The sequence below is a fragment of the Haemophilus sp. HMSC066A11 genome (assembly GCF_001811665.1).
Classification (GTDB): domain Bacteria; phylum Pseudomonadota; class Gammaproteobacteria; order Enterobacterales; family Pasteurellaceae; genus Haemophilus; species Haemophilus influenzae.
In genome coordinates this window covers 433,229-455,338 of record NZ_KV805866.1, presented here as the reverse complement: position 1 = coordinate 455,338, position 22,110 = coordinate 433,229, and the positions used below count along the sequence as shown (strand labels likewise).

Below are 22,110 nucleotides of genomic sequence, written 5' to 3'. Positions count from 1 at the left end.
ACTGACTATATTATTTAGTTCTTTCTTTATAATGAACTTCACTCAAGGCTCGTAATCGCTCTGCTGCCTGTTCCGCCGTTAAATCGCGTTGGTTTTCGCCTAACATTTCATATCCCACCATAAATTTACGCACAGTTGCTGAGCGTAAAAGAGGAGGGTAAAAATGAGCATGTAGCTGCCAATGTTCGTTATCTTCGCCATTAAACGGTGCCGCATGAAATCCCATTGAATATGGGAAAGAGGTTTCAAAGAGATTGTCGTATTTGGTCGTCAATTTTTTCAAAATAACCGCAAGATCTTTTGATTGTTCATCACTTAATTCAGTTAAACGTTTTACATGAGTTTTTGGTAGAAGCAATGTTTCAAATGGCCAAATAGCCCAATAAGGTACTAAAGCGACCCAATGTTCAGTTTCAACGACAATACGTTCTTTCAACGCCAGTTCTCGTTTCACATAATCAACCAACATTACTGAGCCATGTTTTAGCAAATAATCACGTTGTGTACGATCTTCACGAGCAACTTCATTTGGCAAGAAACTATTCGCCCAAATTTGACCATGTGGATGTGGGTTCGAACACCCCATTGCTGCCCCTTTGTTTTCAAAAATTTGCACCCATTGGTATTTCGCACCAAGCTCACGAAGTTGTTCCTGCCATACTTTAATCACTTCTTCAATCTCAAGTGCGGTCAATAATGGCAATGTTTTACTATGATCGGGAGAGAAACAAATGACTCGACTTTCCCCACGAGCTTGAGAACTTTGGAAAAGAGGATCGGAGGATTTTTCAGGGGCTGGCGTATCTTCTAAAAGCGCGGAAAAATCATTTTTAAATACATAAGGTTTACGATAATCTGGATTTAATTCCCCTGTAATACGCTTATTACTCGGACAAAGATAACAAGTTGGATCATAACTTGGTTTTTGTTCTTCATTGACTTTTTCCTGTTGCCCTTGCCACGGGCGTTTGGCACGATGTGGCGAAACTAAAACCCATTGATCGATTAACGGATTATAGCGACGATGTGGGTGTTCTGTAGGTTCAAAAAGTGCGGTCATTTTGACTCCTGTTTTTTATCAATGTAAACGATTACATTAATTTATACTAAATTATTGTAAATAAACCGTGATCTTTGTCACAAAATAAGAAAATAAGCAAAATTTTTTATGATTTAGTTCATACTTATGAAAGTAACCGCTTTCAATTTATCGTAAATTATTTATGATCAAAATATAAGATTTATAGATTATAACAAGGGAAAAGTTATGAGTACTATTCGAGATGTCGCTAAATTAGCCAATGTATCTGTCGCTACCGTATCCCGAGTATTAAATCACTCTCTTTCTGTTAGTGAAAATACACGCCTTGCGGTGGAACAAGCTATTGCACAGTTAGCTTATCAACCTAATGCAAATGCTCAAGCCCTTGCCGTGCAAAACACCGATACAATTGGCGTGGTGGTAACCGATGTGACGGATGCTTTTTTTGCGATTTTAGTGAAAGCGGTGGATAAAGTAGCAGAAGCGCATCAAAAAACGATTCTTATCGGTATTGGTTATCATCATGCAGAAAAAGAGCGGGAAGCAATTAATACCTTATTACGTAAGCGTTGTAGTTCTCTTGTTGTACATTCTAAAGCCTTATCTGATGATGAATTAAGCCATTATTTAAATACTGTGCAAGGAATGGTAATCATTAACCGTGTTATTAAAGGTTATGAACATCGTTGTGTCAGTTTAGATAACCAAAAAGGCACTTATTTAGCCACGGAAATGCTTATTCGTTATGGGCATCAACATATTGCATATATCGGTTCAAATCACGCCATTTTTGATGAAGTTGAAAGAAGAAATGGTTATCTTGCCGCATTAAAAGATCACAATTATCCCATCATTGAACAGGCGATAACACTCAATAGCCCAGACTTTGAAGGCGGCGAAAAAGCAATGATTGATTTACTTAGTTATAACAAAAATCTTACGGCTGTCGTTGCTTATAACGATTCAATGGCGGCGGGAGCCATTTCAGTTCTCAATGAAAACAATATCAGCGTACCAAGCCAATTTTCAATTATTGGTTTTGATGATATGCCGATTGCCCGTTATTTGATCCCAAAACTAACCACAATTCGCTATCCTATTGATTTAATGGCAACTTATGCGGCTAAATTAGCATTAAGTCTAACTGACGAGAAAATAATTACACCTCCAGTAGTTCAATTTAACCCTACTTTGGTACGCCGTTTTTCGGTGGAATCGCGCTAATTTGTGACATGGATCACAAATTCATAATTTTTTATGTAATCATTTTCATTTTTGCAAATTTGCTCATAGATTAATTACGATAATTTATTTATGATGTACACAACCTTATCTATCCACATCAACCTTCCAAATAGGAGTGTTATTATGAAAAAAACAGCCGTGTTAAGTACCGTCGCTTTCGCTATTGCATTAGGTTCAGCATCTGCAAGTTTTGCTGCAGATAATCGTATTGGGGTAACGATTTATAAATATGATGATAACTTTATGTCTTTAATGCGCAAAGAAATTGATAAAGAAGCTAAAGTAGTCGGTGGCATTAAACTCTTAATGAATGACTCTCAAAATGCACAATCTATTCAAAATGACCAAGTTGATATCTTACTCTCTAAAGGCGTGAAAGCACTTGCGATTAACTTGGTGGATCCAGCAGCAGCTCCAACTATTATTGGCAAGGCAAAATCAGATAATATTCCCGTCGTATTCTTTAACAAAGACCCTGGTGCAAAAGCTATCGGTTCTTATGAACAGGCTTACTATGTAGGTACTGATCCAAAAGAATCAGGCTTAATTCAAGGGGATTTAATTGCAAAACAATGGAAAGCGAATCCAGCTCTTGACTTAAATAAAGATGGCAAAATCCAATTTGTATTATTAAAAGGCGAACCTGGTCACCCAGATGCGGAAGTGCGTACAAAATATGTTATAGAAGAACTTAATGCGAAAGGTATCCAAACTGAACAATTATTTATTGATACTGGTATGTGGGATGCTGCAATGGCGAAAGATAAAGTAGATGCTTGGTTATCTAGCTCTAAAGCGAACGACATTGAAGTCATTATTTCTAACAACGATGGTATGGCATTAGGTGCGTTAGAAGCAACAAAAGCACACGGTAAAAAATTACCTATCTTTGGTGTGGATGCGTTACCAGAAGCATTACAATTGATTAGTAAAGGCGAACTTGCGGGTACAGTATTAAACGATAGTGTAAACCAAGGTAAAGCAGTTGTTCAATTATCTAACAATTTAGCACAAGGTAAATCTGCAACTGAAGGCACAAAATGGGAATTAAAAGATCGTGTTGTACGCATTCCTTATGTTGGTGTGGATAAAGACAACTTAGGTGACTTCTTAAAATAATTTCCCATCAATTTTTGTTGTAATCTAAGGGGAAGTGGATCTTCCCCTTTTTAAAGAGGTTGGATATGACAGCTCAAACTCAATGTCAAGACAGCCAAGTGCTGCTCACAATGACCAATGTCTGCAAGTCCTTTCCGGGCGTAAAAGCCTTAGATAACGCCAACTTAACGGTTCGATCACATTCTGTTCATGCCTTAATGGGCGAGAACGGCGCGGGCAAATCTACATTACTAAAATGTTTATTCGGTATTTATGCCAAAGATGAAGGCGAAATTCTTTTCTTAGGCGAACCCGTCAATTTCAAAACATCTAAAGAAGCCCTTGAAAATGGTATTTCAATGGTGCACCAAGAACTCAACCTCGTGCGTCAAACTAGCGTAATGGATAATTTATGGCTTGGACGCTATCCACTTAAAGGTCCTTTTGTTGATCACGCCAAAATGTACCGTGATACTAAAGCGATTTTTGATGAATTGGATATTGATGTAGATCCGAAAGAAAAAGTCGCCAAACTTTCAGTTTCTCAAATGCAGATGATCGAAATTGCGAAGGCGTTCTCGTATAACGCTAAAATCGTAATCATGGATGAACCAACATCCTCGCTTTCTGAAAAAGAAGTTGAGCATCTGTTTAAAATTATCGACAAATTAAAACAACGCGGTTGCGGCATTATTTATATTTCTCACAAAATGGATGAAATCTTCAAAATCTGTGATGAAATTACTATTTTACGCGACGGTAAATGGATCAACACGGTAAACGTGAAAGAATCCACAATGGAACAAATTGTTGGAATGATGGTAGGGCGTGAATTAACACAGCGTTTCCCTGAAAAAACCAACGTGCCAAAAGAAGTTATTTTGCAGGTGGAAAATCTTACCGCTAAAAATCAACCATCCATTCAGGACGTATCTTTTGAATTACGCAAAGGTGAAATTCTCGGTATTGCAGGACTTGTGGGGGCTAAACGTACCGATATCGTTGAAGCTATTTTTGGCGTACGTGAATTAATCGAAGGAACGATTAAGTTACACGGAAAAACTGTGAAAAATCATACCGCACTTGAAGCGATTAATAATGGCTTTGCATTGGTTACTGAAGAGCGTCGTTCAACGGGGATTTATTCTAATTTAAGTATTGAGTTTAATTCACTGATTTCAAATATGAAATCTTATCTCACTCCGTGGAAATTACTTAGCACGAAGAAGATGAAAAGTGATACTCAGTGGGTAATTGATTCAATGAATGTTAAAACACCATCACACAGAACTACAATTGGTTCTCTTTCTGGTGGTAACCAACAAAAAGTCATTATTGGTCGTTGGCTTTTAACTCAACCTGAAATTTTGATGCTAGATGAGCCGACTCGTGGTATCGATATTGGGGCAAAATTTGAAATTTACCAACTTATTCAAGAACTCGCTAAAAAAGATAAAGGCATTATTATGATTTCATCAGAAATGCCAGAATTACTGGGTGTGACTGATCGCATTTTAGTAATGAGTAACGGTAAATTAGCAGGTATCGTTGAAAGCGCAAAAACATCGCAAGAAGAAATTTTGCAACTCGCGGCAAAATATTTATAAACATAAGGAATGAATTATGAGTGCCTTAGAAAAAAACAAATCCTTTGATCTCTTAAAACAAAATGCGATTTATTTTGTGTTATTGATTTTGCTCGGCATCATCATTGCACAAGATCCGACATTCTTAAATTTAGTCAATTTCAGTAACATCTTAACCCAATCTTCTGTACGTTTAATTATTGCTTTAGGGGTTGCGGGTTTATTGATTACACAAGGGACAGACTTATCTGCTGGTCGTCAAGTTGGTTTGGCTGCAGTTATCTCTGCAACAATGTTGCAATCAATGGATAATATAAACCGTGTGTTCCCTGAAATGGGACAAATCCCAATTCCAGTGGTTATTCTCGCAGTATGTGCCGTAGGTGCGCTAATCGGTTTGATTAATGGTTTAGTTATTGCTTATTTAAATGTGACGCCATTTATTGCGACAATGGGTACGATGATTATCGTATATGGTTTCAACTCACTATACTATGATGCTGTAGGTGGTTCGCCAATCGCAGGTTTTAGTGAAAATTTCTCAACATTTGCTCAAGGATTCTTCCGAGTCGGCAGCTTTAAACTCTCTTACATCACTATCTATGCCACGATAGCTGCATTATTAGTATGGATTATGTGGAATAAAACGCGTTTTGGTAAAAATGTCTTTGCCATTGGGGGAAATCCTGAAGCTGCAAAAGTATCTGGTGTAAATGTTGCACGTAATTTAGTTGTAATCTATATGATTGCAGGTATGTTCTATGCCTTTGGTGGTATGCTAGAAGCTGGTCGTATCGGTTCTGCAACTAACAACTTGGGTTTTATGTATGAATTAGATGCTATCGCTGCTTGCGTGGTAGGTGGTGTATCTTTCGCTGGTGGGGTAGGTACCGTAATTGGTGTTATCACTGGGGTTATTATCTTTACTGTTATCAACTACGGTTTAACTTACATCGGTGTAAACCCTTACTGGCAATACATCATTAAAGGTAGCATTATCATTCTAGCGGTAGCCATTGACTCGTTAAAATATGCGAAGAAAAAATAAAGCTGACGCAATCTTAATAAAATGAATGAAAAGTGGGCAAATTTGTCCACTTTTGTTTTATCTATTCAATTCTGAATTAAGGATATTTATGCAATAATCGGCAAACCCTGTATAATTGCGCCACCATTTTCATAGAGAGAAAAAAATGCTAATTAACTTTACACAAGTATTGCAAGACAGTTGGAATTTCTTCCGTAATCAGAAAAAAATTATGCTGCAATTTGTCGCAATTTTATTTATTGTGCAAAGTGCGAGTGCACTTTTAAGTTTTTCAGTTAATGATGAAAATAAAAATGATGTATTAAATCTCGCCAATACAGATATCACAAATTTTATCTTTTCAGTTGCAATCACTCAAATTTTAACGAGCTTTATTGCAGCTTGGGGATTAACCTCAATCCATAAAATTAGCCTACAAAATTACCGCACTTTAGGTGAAACCTTCTCACTTACCTTGCGTCGTTTTGCAGGCGTAATTCTGTTAGATCTATTAATGGTTGCACCAATGTTACTTGGGCTTGGTGAAGCCTTTGCTGCATTACTCACAAAAAAATCGCCCTCTATTATGTCACTTATCGCGATGCTTGTTGGCGTTTGGTTCTTTGTCCGTTTAAATTTAACGGTAGTACATTATCTTTCTACTCAAGAGGCACTTTCGCAAACTATCCGAAAAATTTGGATGCGAGGAAATACTCGAAAAGGCGTATTGTTTATTTACACCCTACTGGTTTATTTTCTCGTGCCAATTCTTATTTTCCAATTAAGCGCATTTTCCAATAATGCTGTATTTGATATGGTAATAGGCATTTTCACCGCATTACTTAATATTTTCATGCTAGTAGTGACTTATCGTTTCTACAGCTTATTTATGAAGGATTAATCAATATGAAACAACTCCTTGACTTTATCCCTTTAATTTTATTTTTTATCACTTACAAACTCGGTGGTGTACGTGAAGCAGCCATCGTATTAGTGGTTGCAACAATTTTGCAGATCGTGATTTTAAAATGGAAATACGGAATAGTTGAAAAACAACAAAAAATTATGGCAAGTGCGGTCGTTTTTTTTGGACTTTTAACCGCTTACTTTAATGAAATCCGCTATTTGCAATGGAAAGTGACAATTATCAATGGCTTATTTGCTATTGTTTTGCTCGTCGCACAATTTCAATTTAAAACCCCATTAATCAAAAAGTTACTTGGTAAAGAGCTACAATTGCCCGAAAAGGCTTGGAATACATTGAATTTTGGTTGGGCAATATTCTTTATTATTTGTATGTTGGTAAATATTTATATCAGCCATAATATGTCGGAAGAGGCTTGGGTTGATTTCAAATCTTTCGGAATTATTGGTATGACAGTGATTGCAACCATTATTTCGGGAGTTTATATTTATCGTTATTTGCCTAAAGATGGCTCAAATTCAAAAGACGGAGAGAAATAATGTCTGCCAATTTTACTGATAAAAATGGTCGCCAATCAAAAGGAGTTCTTTTACTACGAACTTTGGCGATGCCTTCTGACACCAATGCTAACGGAGATATTTTTGGTGGCTGGATTATGTCTCAAATGGATATGGGCGGCGCGATTTTAGCGAAAGAAATCGCACACGGACGCGTGGTTACTGTCGCCGTTGAAAGTATGAATTTTATCAAACCAATCTCTGTGGGCGATGTGGTTTGTTGCTACGGTCAATGTCTCAAAGTTGGGCGTTCTTCCATTAAAATTAAAGTAGAAGTATGGGTAAAAAAAGTGGCGAGTGAGCCAATTGGCGAACGTTATTGTGTCACCGATGCGGTATTTACTTTTGTTGCAGTTGATAATAATGGTCGCTCTCGCACGATTCCCCGTGAAAATAACCAAGAGTTAGAAAAAGCATTAACCTTAATTTCAGAACAACCCTTGTAAATAAAAGGAAATCATTATGTACTATGTTATTTTTGCCCAAGATATTCCCAATACGTTAGAAAAGCGTCTTGCCGTACGCGAGCAACACTTGGCTCGTTTAAAACAACTTCAAGCGGAAAATCGCTTACTGACAGCAGGCCCAAATCCTGCAATTGATGATGAAAATCCGAGTGAAGCTGGGTTTACAGGCTCAACCGTTATTGCTCAATTTGAAAATCTACAAGAGGCAAAAGACTGGGCGGCACAAGATCCTTATGTAGAAGCTGGTGTATATGCGGATGTTATTGTAAAGCCGTTTAAAAAAGTCTTTTAATTTAAATAACGTAATATGAAAAAAGTCGCTTTAATTTCTCTCTGTATTTTGACCGCACTTTCTGCTTTTGCCGATTTACCTAACACGGCAACAGCATCCATCAATCTTGAGCAAGAAAAACAAAACTGGGCGACAGCACAGCATCAAGACTATTTAAAACGTTTAAAGCAACGTGAAATCTTCTTGCAAGTTGAAGGAATGCTAAAAAGTGCGGTAAAAAACCAACAATTTTCTGAAGCGACTCAAAATATCACAAAAAACTTAATAGATTTATTGCAAGGTTATCCTTTGCAATACGATTTACTAGCACGCTTTTGGGAAACCAAAATCGCCTTTTTAAAAAGTGATGACATTCAAGGCAAACAACAAGCAATAAATGAACTTAACTTATTAGTGCAACAAAATTACCCTTTTGTAACGCCAGCATTTCAAGCCTTATTACAAAAACTATCCACATTAAACGAACAACAAACATCAGCAACGTCGGATAATGCCAAAGAAAATAACACGAATCAAAAAGAACAAAATCCAGTAGAAAATCCTAAACAACTTGCTGAAATTGTAAGAAAAAACGATCCTAACACTTTAGATAAAACCGTATTAATTGATGCTTTCCCACGTTATCTTAAAACGTTACCTGAACAAACGAATAACCCAAATTTTGAATCTTATCAAAAATGGGCGAATACTTGGCAGCTTTCAGAGGATGAAATTAAACAGTGGAAAGTCGCTTTTTTAAATCGTTTTTTTGATAATGAAAACGCTGATTTTCAAAAATGGCGTGATGAACAAATCCAACAATTAAAAACTGATAATCTAACCGAACGCCGTTTACGAATGGCAATTTGGCAAAAAACTGAATTAACCTCTTGGCTGAATTTGCTTTCTGCTGAATCAAAAAGTAAGCAAGAATGGCGTTACTGGGAAGCGAAACAAGATATATCAAAAAATACAGAAAAACTGACCGCACTTTCCAAAGAGCGTGGCTTTTATCCAATGTTAGCGGCAATACAATTAAAACAAATATATCAACTGAATGTCCCTGTCGCGCAAAGTTTTACTCAAGCTGAACAACTTCCTTTTAAGCAAGTTTTTGCAATGATTACAGAATTAAGAGAACTTGGACGAAATGGTTTAGCAAAACAACGCTGGCGAATTATGCTGGATAATGCTGATTTCACAACTCAGCTAAAACTTGCACAATATGCCAAAAATCAGCAATGGTTTGAATTAGCTGTTGATGCTTCGATTGTGGCAAAAGCGTGGGATTATCTGTCCCTTCGTCTGCCAAATGCTTATCCTGAATACTTCAATGCGGCATTGCAAAATTTGAATATCAGCAAAACTTTTGCAATGGCAATCGCTCGTCAAGAAAGTGCTTGGAATCCAATGGCACAATCTTCAGCAAATGCGCGGGGCTTAATGCAACTTCTGCCAAGCACGGCAAAATTGACTGCAGAGAATAATCAACTACCCTATCAAGGCGAACAAGATTTATTTAAACCATTAAATAATATTTCGCTCGGCACAGCACATCTGAATGAACTCAATGGAAAATATCCTAATAATCGAATATTGATTGCAGCCGCTTACAATGCAGGGGCAAATCGAGTAGAAAAATGGTTAGCACGATCTAATGGAAAATTAGCATTAGACGAATTTGTAGCATCTATTCCTTTTTATGAAACTCGTGGTTATGTGCAAAATGTAGTCGCTTATGACTTTTACTATCAAATTTTACAAAATAAAGAAAACCCACAAATCTTTAGCCAAGAAGAATTGAATCGGCTATACTAACCGCACTAGTTTAATAGTGTGGAATGGGAGCGTAATTATGTATATCAGCCGCAATTTAGAACAATGGAATGCCTTTCTTCAAATGCTAAAAATCGCCTTTGAAGAAAACAAAGCACAGGAGTTTCTAACCTTATTATTAACTGCAGACGAACGGGATGCAGTAGGATTGCGTTTGCAGATCGTCTCTCAGCTGATTGATAAAAATATGCCTCAGCGTGAAATTCAACAAAATCTGAATACAAGTGCCGCCACAATCACTCGAGGTTCTAATATGATTAAAACGATGGATCCTGATTTTATGCAATGGATGAAACAACATCTTGATCTCATTGAAAAAAACTAAGGGAATTTTTACCGCACTTTCTCACTTATTTAGTCCTAAATGGTGGAAAAGAAACTGGCAGCGAGTTGTCTTTCGTTTTTTGTTCGCCGTTTTTGCTTTGTTACTGATTTTTCGCTTTGTACCTATTCCATTTTCCGCTTATATGGTACAACAAAAAGTCGCTAATCTTTTACAAGGCGATTTTCGATACCAAATTCAATATGACTGGGTCAGTCTAGAAAATATTTCTCCCAATATTCAGCTAGCCGTGATTGCATCAGAAGATCAGCGTTTTCCTGAACATTTAGGCTTTGATTTTGAGGCTATCCAACGAGCAATTCGGTATAACGAAAAATCTAAAAAAGGAATCCGAGGAGCATCAACCATTTCCCAGCAAACCGCTAAAAACTTAATGCTTTGGCATGGACAAAATTGGCTAAGAAAAGGTTTAGAAGTTCCAGCAACGATGTTGCTCGAGCTGACTTGGTCAAAAAAACGTATTTTAGAAGTGTATTTAAATATTGCAGAATTTGGGAACGGCATTTTTGGTGTGGAGGCGGCAAGTCGCTATTACTTTAAAAAATCTGCTAAAAATTTATCGCAAAATGAAGCCGCACTTTTAGCTGCTGTGTTACCCAATCCAATCATTTATAAAGTAAATAAGCCAAGCTTATTAGTTCGTAAAAAACACGCTTGGATTTTGAGACAAATGGGAAATTTAGGTACTGAATACTTAAGCCATTTATAAAAAATTCAATCAAATTTATAAAGTAAAACAAACTAAAAAATATTTACTTGATACATAAAATAAAAAACGAGTCTTAGACTCGTTTTTTATTTATAGCATTTTTATTACAGGTTTATTACCGCAAATAACACCCAAACAGTATAAATTGTGGCTAAACCATAAAAGATAAATCCACCAGCTGGCACGTGTACTTTAAGATCGTGCATACCGTGATGAATACGGTGTAAACCACACCACATTGGAAAAATAGTAAGCACTAAAATAACTAATTTACCAATCCAAGAATAAGCAAAAGTAATTAAATTATGCGCATCGACTAAACCAAATGGTAATAACAAACCGATGATTAGAATAACGACAGGAAGGAAAATTGCACTCACTGTGCCGCCTGCACCGAACATTAACCATACTGGCGGTTCGCCGGAGCGTTTTGGATTTTGATCAACCATTTTTTCTCTCCCTTAGATATAAACTAAAACTAACGCAATCACGCTAACTAATGCTGTTACCGCCCAAAGTGCATTTCTTACCACAGTATGTGGTAGGCGTTCATTTTTCACAATGATATTCATCACTTTTGGTGTCATTAAGAAATATGTTACCGTATGATAAAGCGTTGCGATAAGCGTAACAATATTTAAGAAAACCACAATTGGGTTTCTTAAAAACTCAATAAAGCTCAAAATGCCTAAGCCTGGTATTGGATTGCTTGCAAGGCAAAGAACACCATAAAGCAATACAATACAAAACCATACAGCAAAAATTGAAGTCGCTTCACGTAGCATATAAGCTTTGTAGAAGTCCAATTTTTGCCACCAAGTCGCTGTCATTGGACGAACATATTTTTTGCGTTTACTTACTGTTACTGACATTCCTTCCCCCTTAGCTTTTTGGTTTTAGCATAGAGATAACATAATCTTTGGCACTTTCCACTTTTCCTTGGTTAATAGCAGAAGCAGGATCCACATGTTTTGGACAAACTTCTGAGCAATAGCCAACGAAAGTACAACTCCAAACCCCGTTTTTACTATTTAATAATGGCATACGTTTTGCTTTACCATGGTCACGGTTATCAAGATTGTAACGATGAGCCATAGTAATAGCTGCAGGGCCTAAGAATTCAGGATTTAAACCAAATTGAGGGCAAGCGGCATAGCACAAACCACAGTTAATACACATAGAGAATTGACGATATTTCTCAAGCTGTGCTGGCGTTTGTTTAGTACGGCTAACTTGCAATTCTTTTGATGGATGTGGTTTACCATCTAAAGCTGGTGCTTCGTTACCAATAATGTAAGGTTTAATTGCCTCTAAACTTTCGATAAAGTGGCTTAAATCAACCACTAAGTCGCGTTCAATTGGGAAGTTTGCTAACGGCTCAATACGCATATGGCCGCTGTAATCACGTAAGAACGTTTTACAAGCCAATTTCGGTTTGTTATTTACCATCATACCGCAAGAACCGCAGATCGCCATACGGCAAGACCAACGATAAGAAAGAGAGGGTTCAAGTTTATCCTTAATATATCCTAACGCATCAAGCAATGAAGTTTGATTATCATAAGGTACTTGATACGTACTTAGATGCGGCTCTTGATCGATTTCAGGATTGTAGCGTAATACTTCAATATTCATTACTGGTGAATTAGCCATTTGCTTGCTCCTTAGCTTTCGCAGCTGCTTCTTGAGCTTCTGCTTCCGCACCGTAAACACGTTTTGCAGGTTGAGATTTGGTAATTTTCACTGGGCTATATTCAATGCGCGGTGCGCCATTTTCATTGTAGAAAGCAAGTGTGTGTTTTAAATAATTTACATCATCACGTTCAGTGTAATCTAAGCGTTGATGGGCACCACGAGATTCTTTACGTTCAATCGCTGAATTTGCAATAGATTGTGCAACATCTAGAATGTAACCCAACTCAACTGTATAAAGTACATCTGTATTGAACACGCTTGAATTATCTGATACGCGAATACGTTTGTAACGTTCTTTTAATTCTGCAATTTTATCTACTGCTTTTTGCATACTTGCTTGGTCACGGTAAATACCACAACCTTCTTCCATCACGGTACCCATTTCATCACGGATTTCAGACCAAGATTCATTACCTTCTTGTTTATGAAGTGCTTCTAGGCGAGCAACAACATCTTTTGCTTGAGCATCAACCGCACTTTGATTTACCGATTGAGCCTCAACAGCACGTTGTGCTGCATATTCCCCAGCAACACGACCTAACACAACAAGTTCAGCTAAAGAGTTAGATCCTAAACGATTTGCACCATGTAGACCTGAAGATGCACATTCTCCTACAGCAAATAAACCTTTGATACGAGTTTCGCTGTTAAAATCAACCTCAATACCGCCCATTGTATAGTGAACAACTGGACGAACAGGGATTGGCTCATTGACTGGATTTACACCTTCATAAGCACTTGCTAATTCACAAATGAATGGCAGACGTTCGTGTAGATATTTTTCGCCAAGATGACGTAAATCTAAATGCACCACATCTACGCCTTTCGCGGTTTTTAAGGTATTACCTTTTTTCCATTCTTGCCAGAATGCTTGAGAAACTTTATCGCGAGGACCAAGTTCCATATATTTATTTTGAGGTTTACCAATTGGCGTTTCAGGTCCTAGACCGTAATCTTGAAGATAGCGATAGCCATCTTTATTTACTAAGATACCGCCTTCGCCACGACAACCTTCGGTCATTAAAATACCCGTATTAGGTAAGCCTGTTGGATGATATTGAACAAACTCCATATCACGAAGTGGTACACCGTGACGATACGCCATAGACAAGCCGTCACCCGTTACAATACCGCCGTTGGTATTGAATTTAAATGCACGACAACCGCCACCAGTTGCGATCACAACCGCATTTGCATTAATTTGAACAAGTGAGCCTTCCATCATATTCATGGCAACCATACCACGAGCATGGCCATCATCAACAAGAATATCTAATACGAAATGTTCATCAAAACGTTGAATTTGTGGATATTGAATAGAAGTTTGGAAAAGTGTGTGTAGTAAATGGAAACCTGTTTTATCTGCAGCGAACCAAGTACGTTCAATTTTCATTCCACCAAAACGACGTACGTTTACATCGCCATCTGCTTTACGGCTCCAAGGACATCCCCAACGTTCTAATTGAGTCATTTCTACAGGGGAATGTTGCACGAAATATTCCACTACATCTTGCTCACAAAGCCAGTCCCCACCAGCAACAGTATCTTGAAAGTGTTTATCGTAAGAATCTTCTTCTTTGATAACTGCCGCTGCGCCACCTTCTGCTGCCACGGTATGGCTACGCATCGGGTATACTTTAGAAACTAATGCAATTTTTAAGTTAGGATTTGCTTCTGCTGCGGCAATCGCTGCACGTAAACCACCGCCACCAGCACCAACAATCGCAATATCGACATTAACTGTTTGCACGATATCCTCCAATCAATAGAAAGTAAAAATAAATCCCCTAAAAGGGTAATATTGCGTGGGCATTGTGCCATTTTTTGTTACAAATTAATAACGTTTTTTATGTCTAAAGATGGAAAAGATCGTATTTTGTGATCTACCTCAAAAAAGCTAAGATTGAGTTGAGAGTAGCTCTCGTTTACAATGTGCAAAATTTTTAAAACAGGATTAAAAATGACCGCACTTAATCATTGGCAACCTTCTGCTGATATAAAAAATCTTCTTAAACGGGCAAAAATTATTGCTGAAATTCGTCAATTTTTTACCGAACGAGGCTTGCTTGAAGTTGAGACCCCTGTTCTAAGTGAATTTGGCGTCACTGATTTGCATCTCTCCACCTTTAGCACAGAATTTCTTGCGCCTTTTGATAATCAATCCAAAACACTTTGGCTTTCTACAAGCCCTGAATATCATATGAAACGCTTGCTTGCTGCTGGCAGTGGGCCTATTTTCCAAATCAGCAAAGTGTTTCGCAATGAAGAGGCTGGAAATCGTCATAATCCAGAATTTACTATGCTGGAATGGTATCGACCACACTTTCATATGCATCGTTTAATTAATGAAGTGGATGATTTACTCCAACAAATTTTAGATTGCCCACCAGCAGAAAGTTTAAGCTACCAATTTGTTTTCCAAGAATATGTAGGCTTAGATCCCTTGTCAGCAGAACGTTCAGAATTAATTGAAGCAGCACGTAAACATAATTTTATGGCTGAAGATAATGAAGATCGCGATACGTTATTACAGTTTTTATTTAGTGAAGTCGTTGAGCCTCAAATTGGAAAAGAACGACCTATTGCCGTGTATCATTTCCCTTCAACACAAGCAGCTCTAGCACAAGTAAGCCCAGAAGATCAGCGGGTAGCAGAACGCTTTGAGTTCTATTATAAAGGTTTAGAATTAGCCAATGGTTTTCACGAACTTGCCGATGCGCAAGAACAACGTCATCGCTTTGAATTAGATAATCAACAAAGACAAAAATGTGAATTGCCTACTCGAGAAATTGATGAACGCTTTCTTGCGGCCTTAGAAGCGGGTATGCCAGATGCTTCAGGTGTCGCATTAGGAATAGATCGTTTAATGATGATCGCTTTAGATTGTGAAAAAATTAATGACGTTATTTCTTTTGCTGTGGACAATGCTTAAAGGTAAAAGTGCGGTAAAAATTGTCATCATTTTTATTTAATGGGTGATCCATAATGGCAATTTTATATTCATTGATAGCCCGCCTAATGGGCTTTTTTCAGCCCAAACACTTTATTACATGAGAAACAATTGCAAGCCCTAATCCTGTGCCTCCAGTCGCTCTAGTTCGCGCTTCATCTACGCGATAAAACGGAGTGAAAATTTTTTCAAATTCATTCGAATTTACCCCAGATCCGTTGTCATTGATGCAGATCCTGAGGAATTCTTCTTTTTCTTCTTTTTGGATAAAAATATGAAGAATTTCTTTTTGATAATTAACAATATTCGCTTCTTTTAATGGGGGAATAAATTCTGAGATCGAAATTAGGTACAGTGATCACAAGGCTCATCATTATGAAAAAAAGAAAACCAAAACATAAGAAATGTTTGGATAGTGAGTTGATTTAAATTGAAAAAATAACCTAATTTCATAAAAATTAGGTAACTAAAGCGTATCCTTTTCCGCGTAAAGTTTTAAACCAAGAGGGCTTGTTTTTTCGTTCTGGTAATTTGCGTCTTAAATTAGAGATGTGCATATCAAGAGAACGGTCAAATGGAGTGAGCGGTTTTTCCATTACTTCTAAACTTAATTCTTCTCGACTTACCACATTTCCCTTAGATTTAAGCAATAAACAAAGAATCTTAAATTCATAATCAGTTAAATTTAGATTTTCTTCATTATAGGTTGCAATTCCGTGAGAAAAGTGGAGAGTAATTCCGTCAAAAGAAAGGATTTCTACATTTGATATATTATTTGAAGGAGATGCACTACGACGCAAAATCGCCTTAATTCTTGCAATAAGCTCACGATCGTTAAAAGGCTTGGGTAAACAATCATCCGCTCCCAATTCTAAGCCTAATACGCGATCAATGTCTTCGCCTCTTGCTGTTAGCATCATCACTGGCACGTTAGAGACTTTACGAATTTCTTTTAATGTTTCGATACCATTTAACTTTGGCATCATTACATCAAGTAAAACCAGTTTATAGCTTTCATTGAGTTTTTGTAATGCTTCTAATCCATTATTTGCAGTTTCAACGTCAAAACCCTCAAGTTCTAAAAGTGTAGAAAGTAGTTCAGTTAATTCAATATCATCATCAACGAGTAAGAGTTTTGACATTGGAGATTCCTTTTACCAATTATTCTTATTGTAGTGCGGTGAAAATAAAAAGATTATTTCCAGAATTTCCACCAGCTTGATTTTGGTTTCTCACCTGTTTCAATAATGGTGTTATTTTCGCCTTGTTGTGAAACCTGTGGTAAAGGTTTATCAAGATGGGTTTCTGTCACGATACCGTGCGGATCGAATTTTACGGTTAGCGTATGTTGAACTGGCGTTTCATAGGCACGTTGTTGTAAGAACACATAGTACCAAGTCTGACTATTATAAGGATCGACTAATACTGGCGTACCCAACAAATATTGTACTTGTTGAGCAGTCATGCCTTCTTTAACTTGTGCAACGGTAGTCGCCTCTAAATAATTGCCTTGCGGTACATCAATTCGATATACAACTTTTTCAACGGTGGAACAAGAAGCGAGGCTTAATGCTAAAAAGGTTGCGCCTAAAAGTGTTTTAACTTGCATTTTCTTTACCTTAATTTGTGCAAAAGTTCTGTCAAATAATATCCAAAATTGGGTGTATTTCCAAATTAATTCTCTGATTTTAAAGCCTTTTGTAATTGATCTTTTAAATTTGGTGGTAAGCCTTTGATGGTTAGGGTATCTGTCATAGGATCCCATTGAATACGTGTATTCAATAATTCCGCATCAAAACTTAGGGTAACGCCCTTTCCTGACCCAGAGAATTTTGTTAGCGATTTCAATGTTGAACGTATTGGTGGAATACTCTCTTCCAAACCATAATTCTGTTCTTCCGTAAAGACGACAAAAGGCTGTTCGTTTAGAGTGGGTAATGAATCAGAAAGTTCCCTTAATTCAATATTGTTACCATTTGAAAGCTGACCTTTACAATATTCAAACACTTGTTTTTTTACCGCTTGAGTTTGCTCTTTGTTGAGTTCGCCTTGATCGCAGTAATCACTCACAGCTTGCAATAAACATTGATTTTGAACTTGTGGATTTAATCCTTCTTCGGCACCTAAAAAATCCATAAAAAAATCACTAATTTTGCGACCAACACGGCCTTTTATAAAGGTTAAATAACGATTAGAGTTCGCGTTTACTTGCAAATCCGTCAAATTTATCCGTGCCGCAATATCAAACTGAGTAATATCCAAATATTCTGTACGGCGAATATCTAAATGCTCATCGACCAGCATACTATGACGACTATCAAGCAATGCAATAAACAAATAATCTGTCGCTAAGAAATTATATTGACATAAAATTAAGGTGCCACTTTCCGCAAAGTTATATTTACCTAGCTCATCTGCAAGCAATTTTGTTGAATATTGACTAAAACCCAAAAACTCAATTTCTTGCTCTAATAAACGATTTAAATGTTGTGCAAATATAGACTTTTCCTGAAACACGCCAAAAGCCTTCGCTTTATTTTGATAGCCTTGATGCAATTGCAACATCATTTGTTCTATTTCTGGTGTAATGGACAGCAACTCGTCGCGTAATACGCTTTCCATTTTTATACTGTCGCCATCCACATTTTTGACTAACTGATGCAAAACAATTTGATTAACGGTAATACTCATTTTTGTCACCTTTGAAAAATTTGCCGCAAATTATAACCGCACTTTTTCAGCAAGAAAAAAGAAATTATTTAGGTTCTACCAAATAATCGGGTATCATAAGCCAAATTTTTTTTATTTTTAACATTATGGCTCAACATTCTAAATATTCTGATGCTCAATTAAGTGCGATTGTAAACGATATGATAGCAGTGTTAGAAAAGCATAAAGCCCCTGTAGATCTTTCGTTAATCGCACTGGGGAACATGGCAAGTAATTTATTAACCACCAGCGTTCCACAAACTCAACGTGAGGCATTAGCTCAAGCGTTTTCGAATTCCTTAATTAATGCGGTAAAAACACGTTAATATGAAATGGATTAAAAAAGGCACCTTCAGCGGCAAACAATACCGCGATGACGTTTCACGAAAAATTTCGTGGGGCCATTGGTTTGCCTTTTTTAATATTATTGTTGCTATTTTTATTGGCGCACGTTATGCCTTTATCATTGACTGGCCAGATACTCTCGCAGGAAAACTTTATTTCTTTGTGAGTTTGCTCGGGCATTTCAGTTTCAACGTTTTTGCGTTGTACTTACTCGTGGTCTTTCCTCTGAGTTTCATTGTTAAAAATCACCGCACTTTTCGCGGATTAACCGTGATTTTTTCCACAATTTGTACAACCTTATTATTATTTGATACCGCCGTTTTCAATCGTTTTAATCTGCATTTATCCTCTGTTGTATGGAATTTGCTGGTCAATCCAGAAAATGGTGAAATGTCGCGCGATTGGCAAATTTTCTTTGCACCTATGCCAATAATTTTACTGGCACAAATGTTATTTTCTCGCTGGAGTTGGGAAAAGTTACGTAGTCTTGAACGCCAAAAATGGCTAAAAGGCACTGGTATATTCTTAACCACAACGTTCATTGCGACACATTTAATTTATGCTTGGGCAGATGCTTATTTGTATCGTCCGATCACTATGCAACGCTCTAATTTCCCTTTATCTTATCCAATGACAGCTCGTTCTTTTTTAGAAAAACACGGTTTCTTGGATGGGGAAGAATATACGCAAAAATTGGCGCAAGAAGGTCGTTTAGATGCTTTAAAAATTGATTATCCGAAAAAAGAACTCACTTACGCACCAATTACGCACAAACCTAATATTCTGCTCGTAACGGTTTCGGGTTTACGCCATGATGCGATTTCTAATGAAAAGATGCCAAAACTTGCTAAATTTGCAACAAGCTCAACGGAATTTACTAATCATTACAGCACAGGCAATAGTAATAACGCAGGCTTAATTGGGTTATTTTACGGGCTAAATGCAAATTACACCGATAGCATTTTAAGCAATCATACCCAATCTGTTTTAATCGAAAAATTACGTGCTGAAAATTATCAATTGGGTTTATTTTCTGCTACGAATTTCAAAGATAGCATCTTCCGCCAAGCATTATTTCGTGAAATAAAACTTTCATCGAATAAAACCAACAAACCAAATAATGAAAGTGCGGTAAAAAATCTCAATGATTTTATTAAAGCACAAAAAACTGACTCACCTTGGTTTGCTTATTTGGATTTAGCCTTGAAGGCTAAAAATCCATCAGATTATGACCGCACTTTGCAAGACATTGATTCTCTTTTAGCAAAAGCGTTAGAAAGTACACCGCTTGAAAATACATTAGTCATCATCACGTCAGAGCATGGTTTAACCTTTAATGAAAAAGAGCGAGAAAACTACTTTGGGCGTGATGAAATTCAAGTGCCATTGCTTGTATATTGGAAAGATTTACCAGTGGGTAAACAAAATGGATTAAGTAATCATGCGGATATTTTCTCTGCATTAATGCAGACAGTATTCCGTGTAGAAAACCCGTTGATGGATTATAGTCAGGGACGCAATCTCTTTGATCTTAAAGGAGATGACTGGGTACTTGCCTCTAATTTCCACTGGAATGTGGTGATTCAACCTGATGGAACACAATATCACATTGATCGCAAAGGTAATTACAAAAAATTCGATAAAGATTATATCGAGCAATCTTCAGACAGACCGCCACTTGGAATCTTCTTAGAAGCCTTCCAATTACAAAATTTCTTCTTTGAAAAATAATCTATAAGGGCATAAAAGAATGGATTTTTTGCCCTTAAGTCTTTATACTTACGCCTCAGTTTAAGACTGAAAAATGTTATTAATGAAAATCCGTGAGTTTTTCATAACATTATCATAATGCTTCTCGCCGTACTTACTGTACCTTTCAATTAATATACATTCTCGTCTTTTTATCCTTTCTTTTTTACGGAGTTTGTATGAAAAGCCATGTTCGTAGTTTTAAAACCTATATTCGCGATGAAATTATCAAAAAAGGCGGGTGGGTAAATGCCCATGCTCATGCTGACCGCGCTTTTACGATGACGCCAGAGAAAATTGGGATTTATCATAGTAGTAATTTGCAACAAAAATGGGATTTAGTGGATGAAGTAAAACGCACTTCCAGTGTTGATGATTATTACGCACGTTTTTGCCAATCTATTGAATTAATGATATCCCAAGGTGTAACCGCATTTGGTACTTTTGTCGATATAGACCCAATTTGTGAAGATCGTGCAATTATTGCCGCACACAAAGCCCGCGAAGTGTATAAACATGACATTATTTTGAAATTTGCCAATCAAACTTTAAAAGGGGTAATCGAACCCACTGCGCGTAAATGGTTTGATATTGGTGCAGAAATGGTAGATATGATTGGCGGCTTACCATATCGTGATGAATTGGATTATGGACGTGGCCTAGAGGCGATGGATATCTTGTTAGATAAGGCCAAATCTCTTGGAATTATGTGTCATGTACATGTAGACCAATTCAACAATCCAAGTGAAAAAGAAACCGAGCAACTTTGCGACAAAACCATTGAACACGGAATGGAGGGGCGAGTTGTAGGTATCCATGGTATTTCCATTGGCTCACATTCAAAAGAATATCGCTACAAACTTTACGAAAAAATGCGTAAAGCCAAAATGATGATGATAGCCTGTCCGATGGCATGGATTGACAGTAATCGCAAAGAAGATCTTATGCCATTCCATAATGCGCTCACGCCAGCAGATGAAATGATCCCCGAAGGTATCACTGTTGCCCTAGGCACAGATAATATTTGTGATTACATGGTTCCTCTATGTGAAGGCGATTTATGGCAAGAATTAAGCCTATTAGCTGCGGGTTGCCGTTTCCCTCACTTAGATGAAATGGTCAATATCGCAAGTATTAACGGCCGTAAAGTGTTAGGACTAGAGCCAATTTAGTTGCGTATGGTGGGTTTAAGCCAGCTAGTTACCATAACTATTTTAAAACCCAGAAAAACGCGTAAAAGTGAAAGAATTGATTGCGATATTTGGTGCTCGTAAATAATAAAAATAAACCGCACTTTTGTTAGTGTTCGGTTAGATGACTGTTTTCTTTAAATCATCCAGCGTATTAAAATTCTCGAAGTTGCCTTCTTCTTGCGTGAATTTTACTGAAATCCCGCCATTTTCTTTCATAAATTGTAAAAGGCGTCGTTCACCCGATGCTAAATAGTGTCGCAATTTTTCCTTTAGCTGAACGGACATTAAACAAAAAACGGGATGTTCACGTTCTTCATCGCAAGCATACGCAATTAAAGTGCGGTCATTTTTAACCGCACTTTT

General features: G+C 37.2%; 23 protein-coding genes and 2 pseudogenes. 15 read left to right on the top strand and 10 right to left on the bottom strand.

What is annotated here, in order from left to right; all coding sequences use genetic code 11:
* Positions 1–10 precede the first annotated feature (10 nt).
* Positions 11–1,060, bottom strand: a complete 1,050-nt coding sequence (gene galT, locus HMPREF2813_RS05175) for a galactose-1-phosphate uridylyltransferase (RefSeq protein ID WP_005666161.1) — start codon at positions 1,058–1,060, stop codon at positions 11–13.
* A 207-nt stretch (positions 1,061–1,267) separates the two neighbouring features.
* Here galT and HMPREF2813_RS05170 point away from each other — a divergent pair, with 207 nt between their 5' ends.
* The 11 genes from HMPREF2813_RS05170 to mtgA all read left to right on the top strand — a co-directional run bounded on the left by HMPREF2813_RS05170 (position 1,268) and on the right by mtgA (position 11,106).
* Positions 1,268–2,266 carry a substrate-binding domain-containing protein gene (locus HMPREF2813_RS05170; RefSeq protein WP_005652428.1) on the top strand — a complete coding sequence of 333 codons (999 nt, stop codon included), beginning with the start codon at positions 1,268–1,270 and terminating at the stop codon, positions 2,264–2,266.
* A 144-nt stretch (positions 2,267–2,410) separates the two neighbouring features.
* Entirely contained in the window at positions 2,411–3,406 is a 996-nt protein-coding gene (gene mglB, locus HMPREF2813_RS05165; RefSeq protein ID WP_010869062.1) for a galactose/glucose ABC transporter substrate-binding protein MglB, read from the top strand.
* Positions 3,407–3,471: 65 nt separating this feature from the next.
* A complete protein-coding gene (gene mglA, locus HMPREF2813_RS05160) occupies positions 3,472–4,992 on the top strand; it encodes a galactose/methyl galactoside ABC transporter ATP-binding protein MglA (protein WP_005652432.1) in 1,521 nt (506 codons plus the stop codon).
* A 16-nt stretch (positions 4,993–5,008) separates the two neighbouring features.
* Positions 5,009–6,019, top strand: coding sequence for a galactose/methyl galactoside ABC transporter permease MglC (gene mglC / locus HMPREF2813_RS05155; protein WP_005686030.1), 1,011 nt, complete (start codon positions 5,009–5,011; stop codon positions 6,017–6,019).
* A 145-nt stretch (positions 6,020–6,164) separates the two neighbouring features.
* Positions 6,165–6,899 (top strand): hypothetical protein, encoded by a 735-nt coding sequence (locus HMPREF2813_RS05150; protein WP_014551056.1) that lies wholly within the window; start codon positions 6,165–6,167, stop codon positions 6,897–6,899.
* Between the two features lie 5 nt (positions 6,900–6,904).
* Entirely contained in the window at positions 6,905–7,462 is a 558-nt protein-coding gene (locus HMPREF2813_RS05145; RefSeq protein ID WP_005690438.1) for a septation protein A, read from the top strand.
* The gene (gene yciA, locus HMPREF2813_RS05140; protein WP_005686035.1) at positions 7,462–7,926 is read left to right on the top strand and encodes an acyl-CoA thioester hydrolase YciA; all 465 of its coding nucleotides are present in this window, start codon (positions 7,462–7,464) and stop codon (positions 7,924–7,926) included. Before HMPREF2813_RS05145 ends, yciA begins: the two co-directional genes overlap by 1 nt.
* 16 nt (positions 7,927–7,942) lie before the next feature.
* The gene (locus tag HMPREF2813_RS05135) at positions 7,943–8,239 is read left to right on the top strand and encodes a YciI family protein (protein WP_014551055.1); all 297 of its coding nucleotides are present in this window, start codon (positions 7,943–7,945) and stop codon (positions 8,237–8,239) included.
* Positions 8,240–8,254: 15 nt separating this feature from the next.
* Positions 8,255–10,036, top strand: coding sequence for a transglycosylase SLT domain-containing protein (locus tag HMPREF2813_RS05130; RefSeq protein ID WP_070646995.1), 1,782 nt, complete (start codon positions 8,255–8,257; stop codon positions 10,034–10,036).
* Positions 10,037–10,073: 37 nt separating this feature from the next.
* Positions 10,074–10,379 carry a trp operon repressor gene (gene trpR, locus HMPREF2813_RS05125; RefSeq protein ID WP_005629736.1) on the top strand — a complete coding sequence of 102 codons (306 nt, stop codon included), beginning with the start codon at positions 10,074–10,076 and terminating at the stop codon, positions 10,377–10,379.
* A complete protein-coding gene (gene mtgA, locus HMPREF2813_RS05120; protein ID WP_370684012.1) occupies positions 10,357–11,106 on the top strand; it encodes a monofunctional biosynthetic peptidoglycan transglycosylase in 750 nt (249 codons plus the stop codon). Before trpR ends, mtgA begins: the two co-directional genes overlap by 23 nt.
* 104 nt (positions 11,107–11,210) lie before the next feature.
* On the opposite strand, the gene frdD is transcribed toward mtgA, so the two are convergent.
* The 4 genes from frdD to frdA are packed head-to-tail and all read right to left on the bottom strand — an operon-like array spanning position 11,211 to position 14,551.
* Positions 11,211–11,555, bottom strand: a complete 345-nt coding sequence (gene frdD / locus HMPREF2813_RS05115; RefSeq protein WP_005690445.1) for a fumarate reductase subunit FrdD — start codon at positions 11,553–11,555, stop codon at positions 11,211–11,213.
* A 12-nt stretch (positions 11,556–11,567) separates the two neighbouring features.
* Positions 11,568–11,978 (bottom strand): fumarate reductase subunit FrdC, encoded by a 411-nt coding sequence (frdC, locus tag HMPREF2813_RS05110; protein WP_014551052.1) that lies wholly within the window; start codon positions 11,976–11,978, stop codon positions 11,568–11,570.
* Positions 11,979–11,988: 10 nt separating this feature from the next.
* Positions 11,989–12,759 carry a succinate dehydrogenase/fumarate reductase iron-sulfur subunit gene (locus HMPREF2813_RS05105; RefSeq protein ID WP_014551051.1) on the bottom strand — a complete coding sequence of 257 codons (771 nt, stop codon included), beginning with the start codon at positions 12,757–12,759 and terminating at the stop codon, positions 11,989–11,991.
* The gene (gene frdA / locus HMPREF2813_RS05100) at positions 12,752–14,551 is read right to left on the bottom strand and encodes a fumarate reductase (quinol) flavoprotein subunit (protein WP_005663061.1); all 1,800 of its coding nucleotides are present in this window, start codon (positions 14,549–14,551) and stop codon (positions 12,752–12,754) included. The genes HMPREF2813_RS05105 and frdA overlap by 8 nt, the downstream gene beginning before the upstream one ends.
* Positions 14,552–14,761: 210 nt before the next feature.
* Between frdA and epmA the strand changes: the two genes are divergently transcribed.
* Entirely contained in the window at positions 14,762–15,733 is a 972-nt protein-coding gene (epmA, locus tag HMPREF2813_RS05095; RefSeq protein WP_032826703.1) for an elongation factor P--(R)-beta-lysine ligase, read from the top strand.
* A gap of 36 nt (positions 15,734–15,769) precedes the next feature.
* Here epmA and HMPREF2813_RS09570 read toward each other — a convergent pair.
* The 4 genes and pseudogenes from HMPREF2813_RS09570 to yejK all read right to left on the bottom strand — a co-directional run.
* Positions 15,770–16,058: pseudogene (locus HMPREF2813_RS09570) on the bottom strand (ATP-binding protein); the annotation flags it as partial.
* A 151-nt stretch (positions 16,059–16,209) separates the two neighbouring features.
* A complete protein-coding gene (locus HMPREF2813_RS05090) occupies positions 16,210–16,893 on the bottom strand; it encodes a response regulator (RefSeq protein ID WP_005652455.1) in 684 nt (227 codons plus the stop codon).
* A 53-nt stretch (positions 16,894–16,946) separates the two neighbouring features.
* Positions 16,947–17,360, bottom strand: coding sequence for an outer membrane protein assembly factor BamE (bamE, locus tag HMPREF2813_RS05085; protein ID WP_005655664.1), 414 nt, complete (start codon positions 17,358–17,360; stop codon positions 16,947–16,949).
* 65 nt (positions 17,361–17,425) lie between these two features.
* A complete protein-coding gene (yejK, locus tag HMPREF2813_RS05080) occupies positions 17,426–18,442 on the bottom strand; it encodes a nucleoid-associated protein YejK (protein ID WP_014551050.1) in 1,017 nt (338 codons plus the stop codon).
* Positions 18,443–18,567: 125 nt separating this feature from the next.
* Here yejK and HMPREF2813_RS05075 point away from each other — a divergent pair, with 125 nt between their 5' ends.
* The 3 genes from HMPREF2813_RS05075 to HMPREF2813_RS05065 all read left to right on the top strand — a co-directional run bounded on the left by HMPREF2813_RS05075 (position 18,568) and on the right by HMPREF2813_RS05065 (position 21,726).
* Positions 18,568–18,786, top strand: coding sequence for a YejL family protein (locus HMPREF2813_RS05075; RefSeq protein WP_005625990.1), 219 nt, complete (start codon positions 18,568–18,570; stop codon positions 18,784–18,786).
* A 1-nt stretch (position 18,787) separates the two neighbouring features.
* Complete coding sequence (locus tag HMPREF2813_RS05070; protein ID WP_014551049.1) at positions 18,788–20,536, top strand: DUF3413 domain-containing protein; 1,749 nt, start codon at positions 18,788–18,790, stop codon at positions 20,534–20,536.
* Between the two features lie 197 nt (positions 20,537–20,733).
* Positions 20,734–21,726, top strand: coding sequence for an amidohydrolase family protein (locus HMPREF2813_RS05065; RefSeq protein WP_005631292.1), 993 nt, complete (start codon positions 20,734–20,736; stop codon positions 21,724–21,726).
* 138 nt (positions 21,727–21,864) lie between these two features.
* Here the strand turns inward: HMPREF2813_RS05065 and HMPREF2813_RS05060 are convergent.
* Positions 21,865–22,110 (bottom strand): annotated as a pseudogene (locus HMPREF2813_RS05060) (molybdenum cofactor guanylyltransferase MobA); the annotation flags it as partial.

Excerpts from the sequence above, each read along its gene's own strand:
- HMPREF2813_RS05075 (WP_005625990.1), top strand. The coding sequence starts at position 18,568 with ATGGCTCAACATTCTAAATATTCTGATGCTCAATTAAGTGCGATTGTA.
- mglB (WP_010869062.1), top strand. The coding sequence starts at position 2,411 with ATGAAAAAAACAGCCGTGTTAAGTACCGTCGCTTTCGCTATTGCATTA.
- mglA (WP_005652432.1), top strand. The coding sequence starts at position 3,472 with ATGACAGCTCAAACTCAATGTCAAGACAGCCAAGTGCTGCTCACAATG.
- mglC (WP_005686030.1), top strand. The coding sequence starts at position 5,009 with ATGAGTGCCTTAGAAAAAAACAAATCCTTTGATCTCTTAAAACAAAAT.
- frdD (WP_005690445.1), bottom strand. The coding sequence starts at position 11,555 with ATGGTTGATCAAAATCCAAAACGCTCCGGCGAACCGCCAGTATGGTTA.
- HMPREF2813_RS05135 (WP_014551055.1), top strand. The coding sequence starts at position 7,943 with ATGTACTATGTTATTTTTGCCCAAGATATTCCCAATACGTTAGAAAAG.
- HMPREF2813_RS05070 (WP_014551049.1), top strand. The coding sequence starts at position 18,788 with ATGAAATGGATTAAAAAAGGCACCTTCAGCGGCAAACAATACCGCGAT.
- HMPREF2813_RS05130 (WP_070646995.1), top strand. The coding sequence starts at position 8,255 with ATGAAAAAAGTCGCTTTAATTTCTCTCTGTATTTTGACCGCACTTTCT.
- galT (WP_005666161.1), bottom strand. The coding sequence starts at position 1,060 with ATGACCGCACTTTTTGAACCTACAGAACACCCACATCGTCGCTATAAT.
- HMPREF2813_RS05150 (WP_014551056.1), top strand. The coding sequence starts at position 6,165 with ATGCTAATTAACTTTACACAAGTATTGCAAGACAGTTGGAATTTCTTC.
- HMPREF2813_RS05170 (WP_005652428.1), top strand. The coding sequence starts at position 1,268 with ATGAGTACTATTCGAGATGTCGCTAAATTAGCCAATGTATCTGTCGCT.
- yciA (WP_005686035.1), top strand. The coding sequence starts at position 7,462 with ATGTCTGCCAATTTTACTGATAAAAATGGTCGCCAATCAAAAGGAGTT.
- HMPREF2813_RS05065 (WP_005631292.1), top strand. The coding sequence starts at position 20,734 with ATGAAAAGCCATGTTCGTAGTTTTAAAACCTATATTCGCGATGAAATT.
- HMPREF2813_RS05145 (WP_005690438.1), top strand. The coding sequence starts at position 6,905 with ATGAAACAACTCCTTGACTTTATCCCTTTAATTTTATTTTTTATCACT.
- HMPREF2813_RS05105 (WP_014551051.1), bottom strand. The coding sequence starts at position 12,759 with ATGGCTAATTCACCAGTAATGAATATTGAAGTATTACGCTACAATCCT.
- trpR (WP_005629736.1), top strand. The coding sequence starts at position 10,074 with ATGTATATCAGCCGCAATTTAGAACAATGGAATGCCTTTCTTCAAATG.
- HMPREF2813_RS05090 (WP_005652455.1), bottom strand. The coding sequence starts at position 16,893 with ATGTCAAAACTCTTACTCGTTGATGATGATATTGAATTAACTGAACTA.
- yejK (WP_014551050.1), bottom strand. The coding sequence starts at position 18,442 with ATGAGTATTACCGTTAATCAAATTGTTTTGCATCAGTTAGTCAAAAAT.
- bamE (WP_005655664.1), bottom strand. The coding sequence starts at position 17,360 with ATGCAAGTTAAAACACTTTTAGGCGCAACCTTTTTAGCATTAAGCCTC.
- frdC (WP_014551052.1), bottom strand. The coding sequence starts at position 11,978 with ATGTCAGTAACAGTAAGTAAACGCAAAAAATATGTTCGTCCAATGACA.
- epmA (WP_032826703.1), top strand. The coding sequence starts at position 14,762 with ATGACCGCACTTAATCATTGGCAACCTTCTGCTGATATAAAAAATCTT.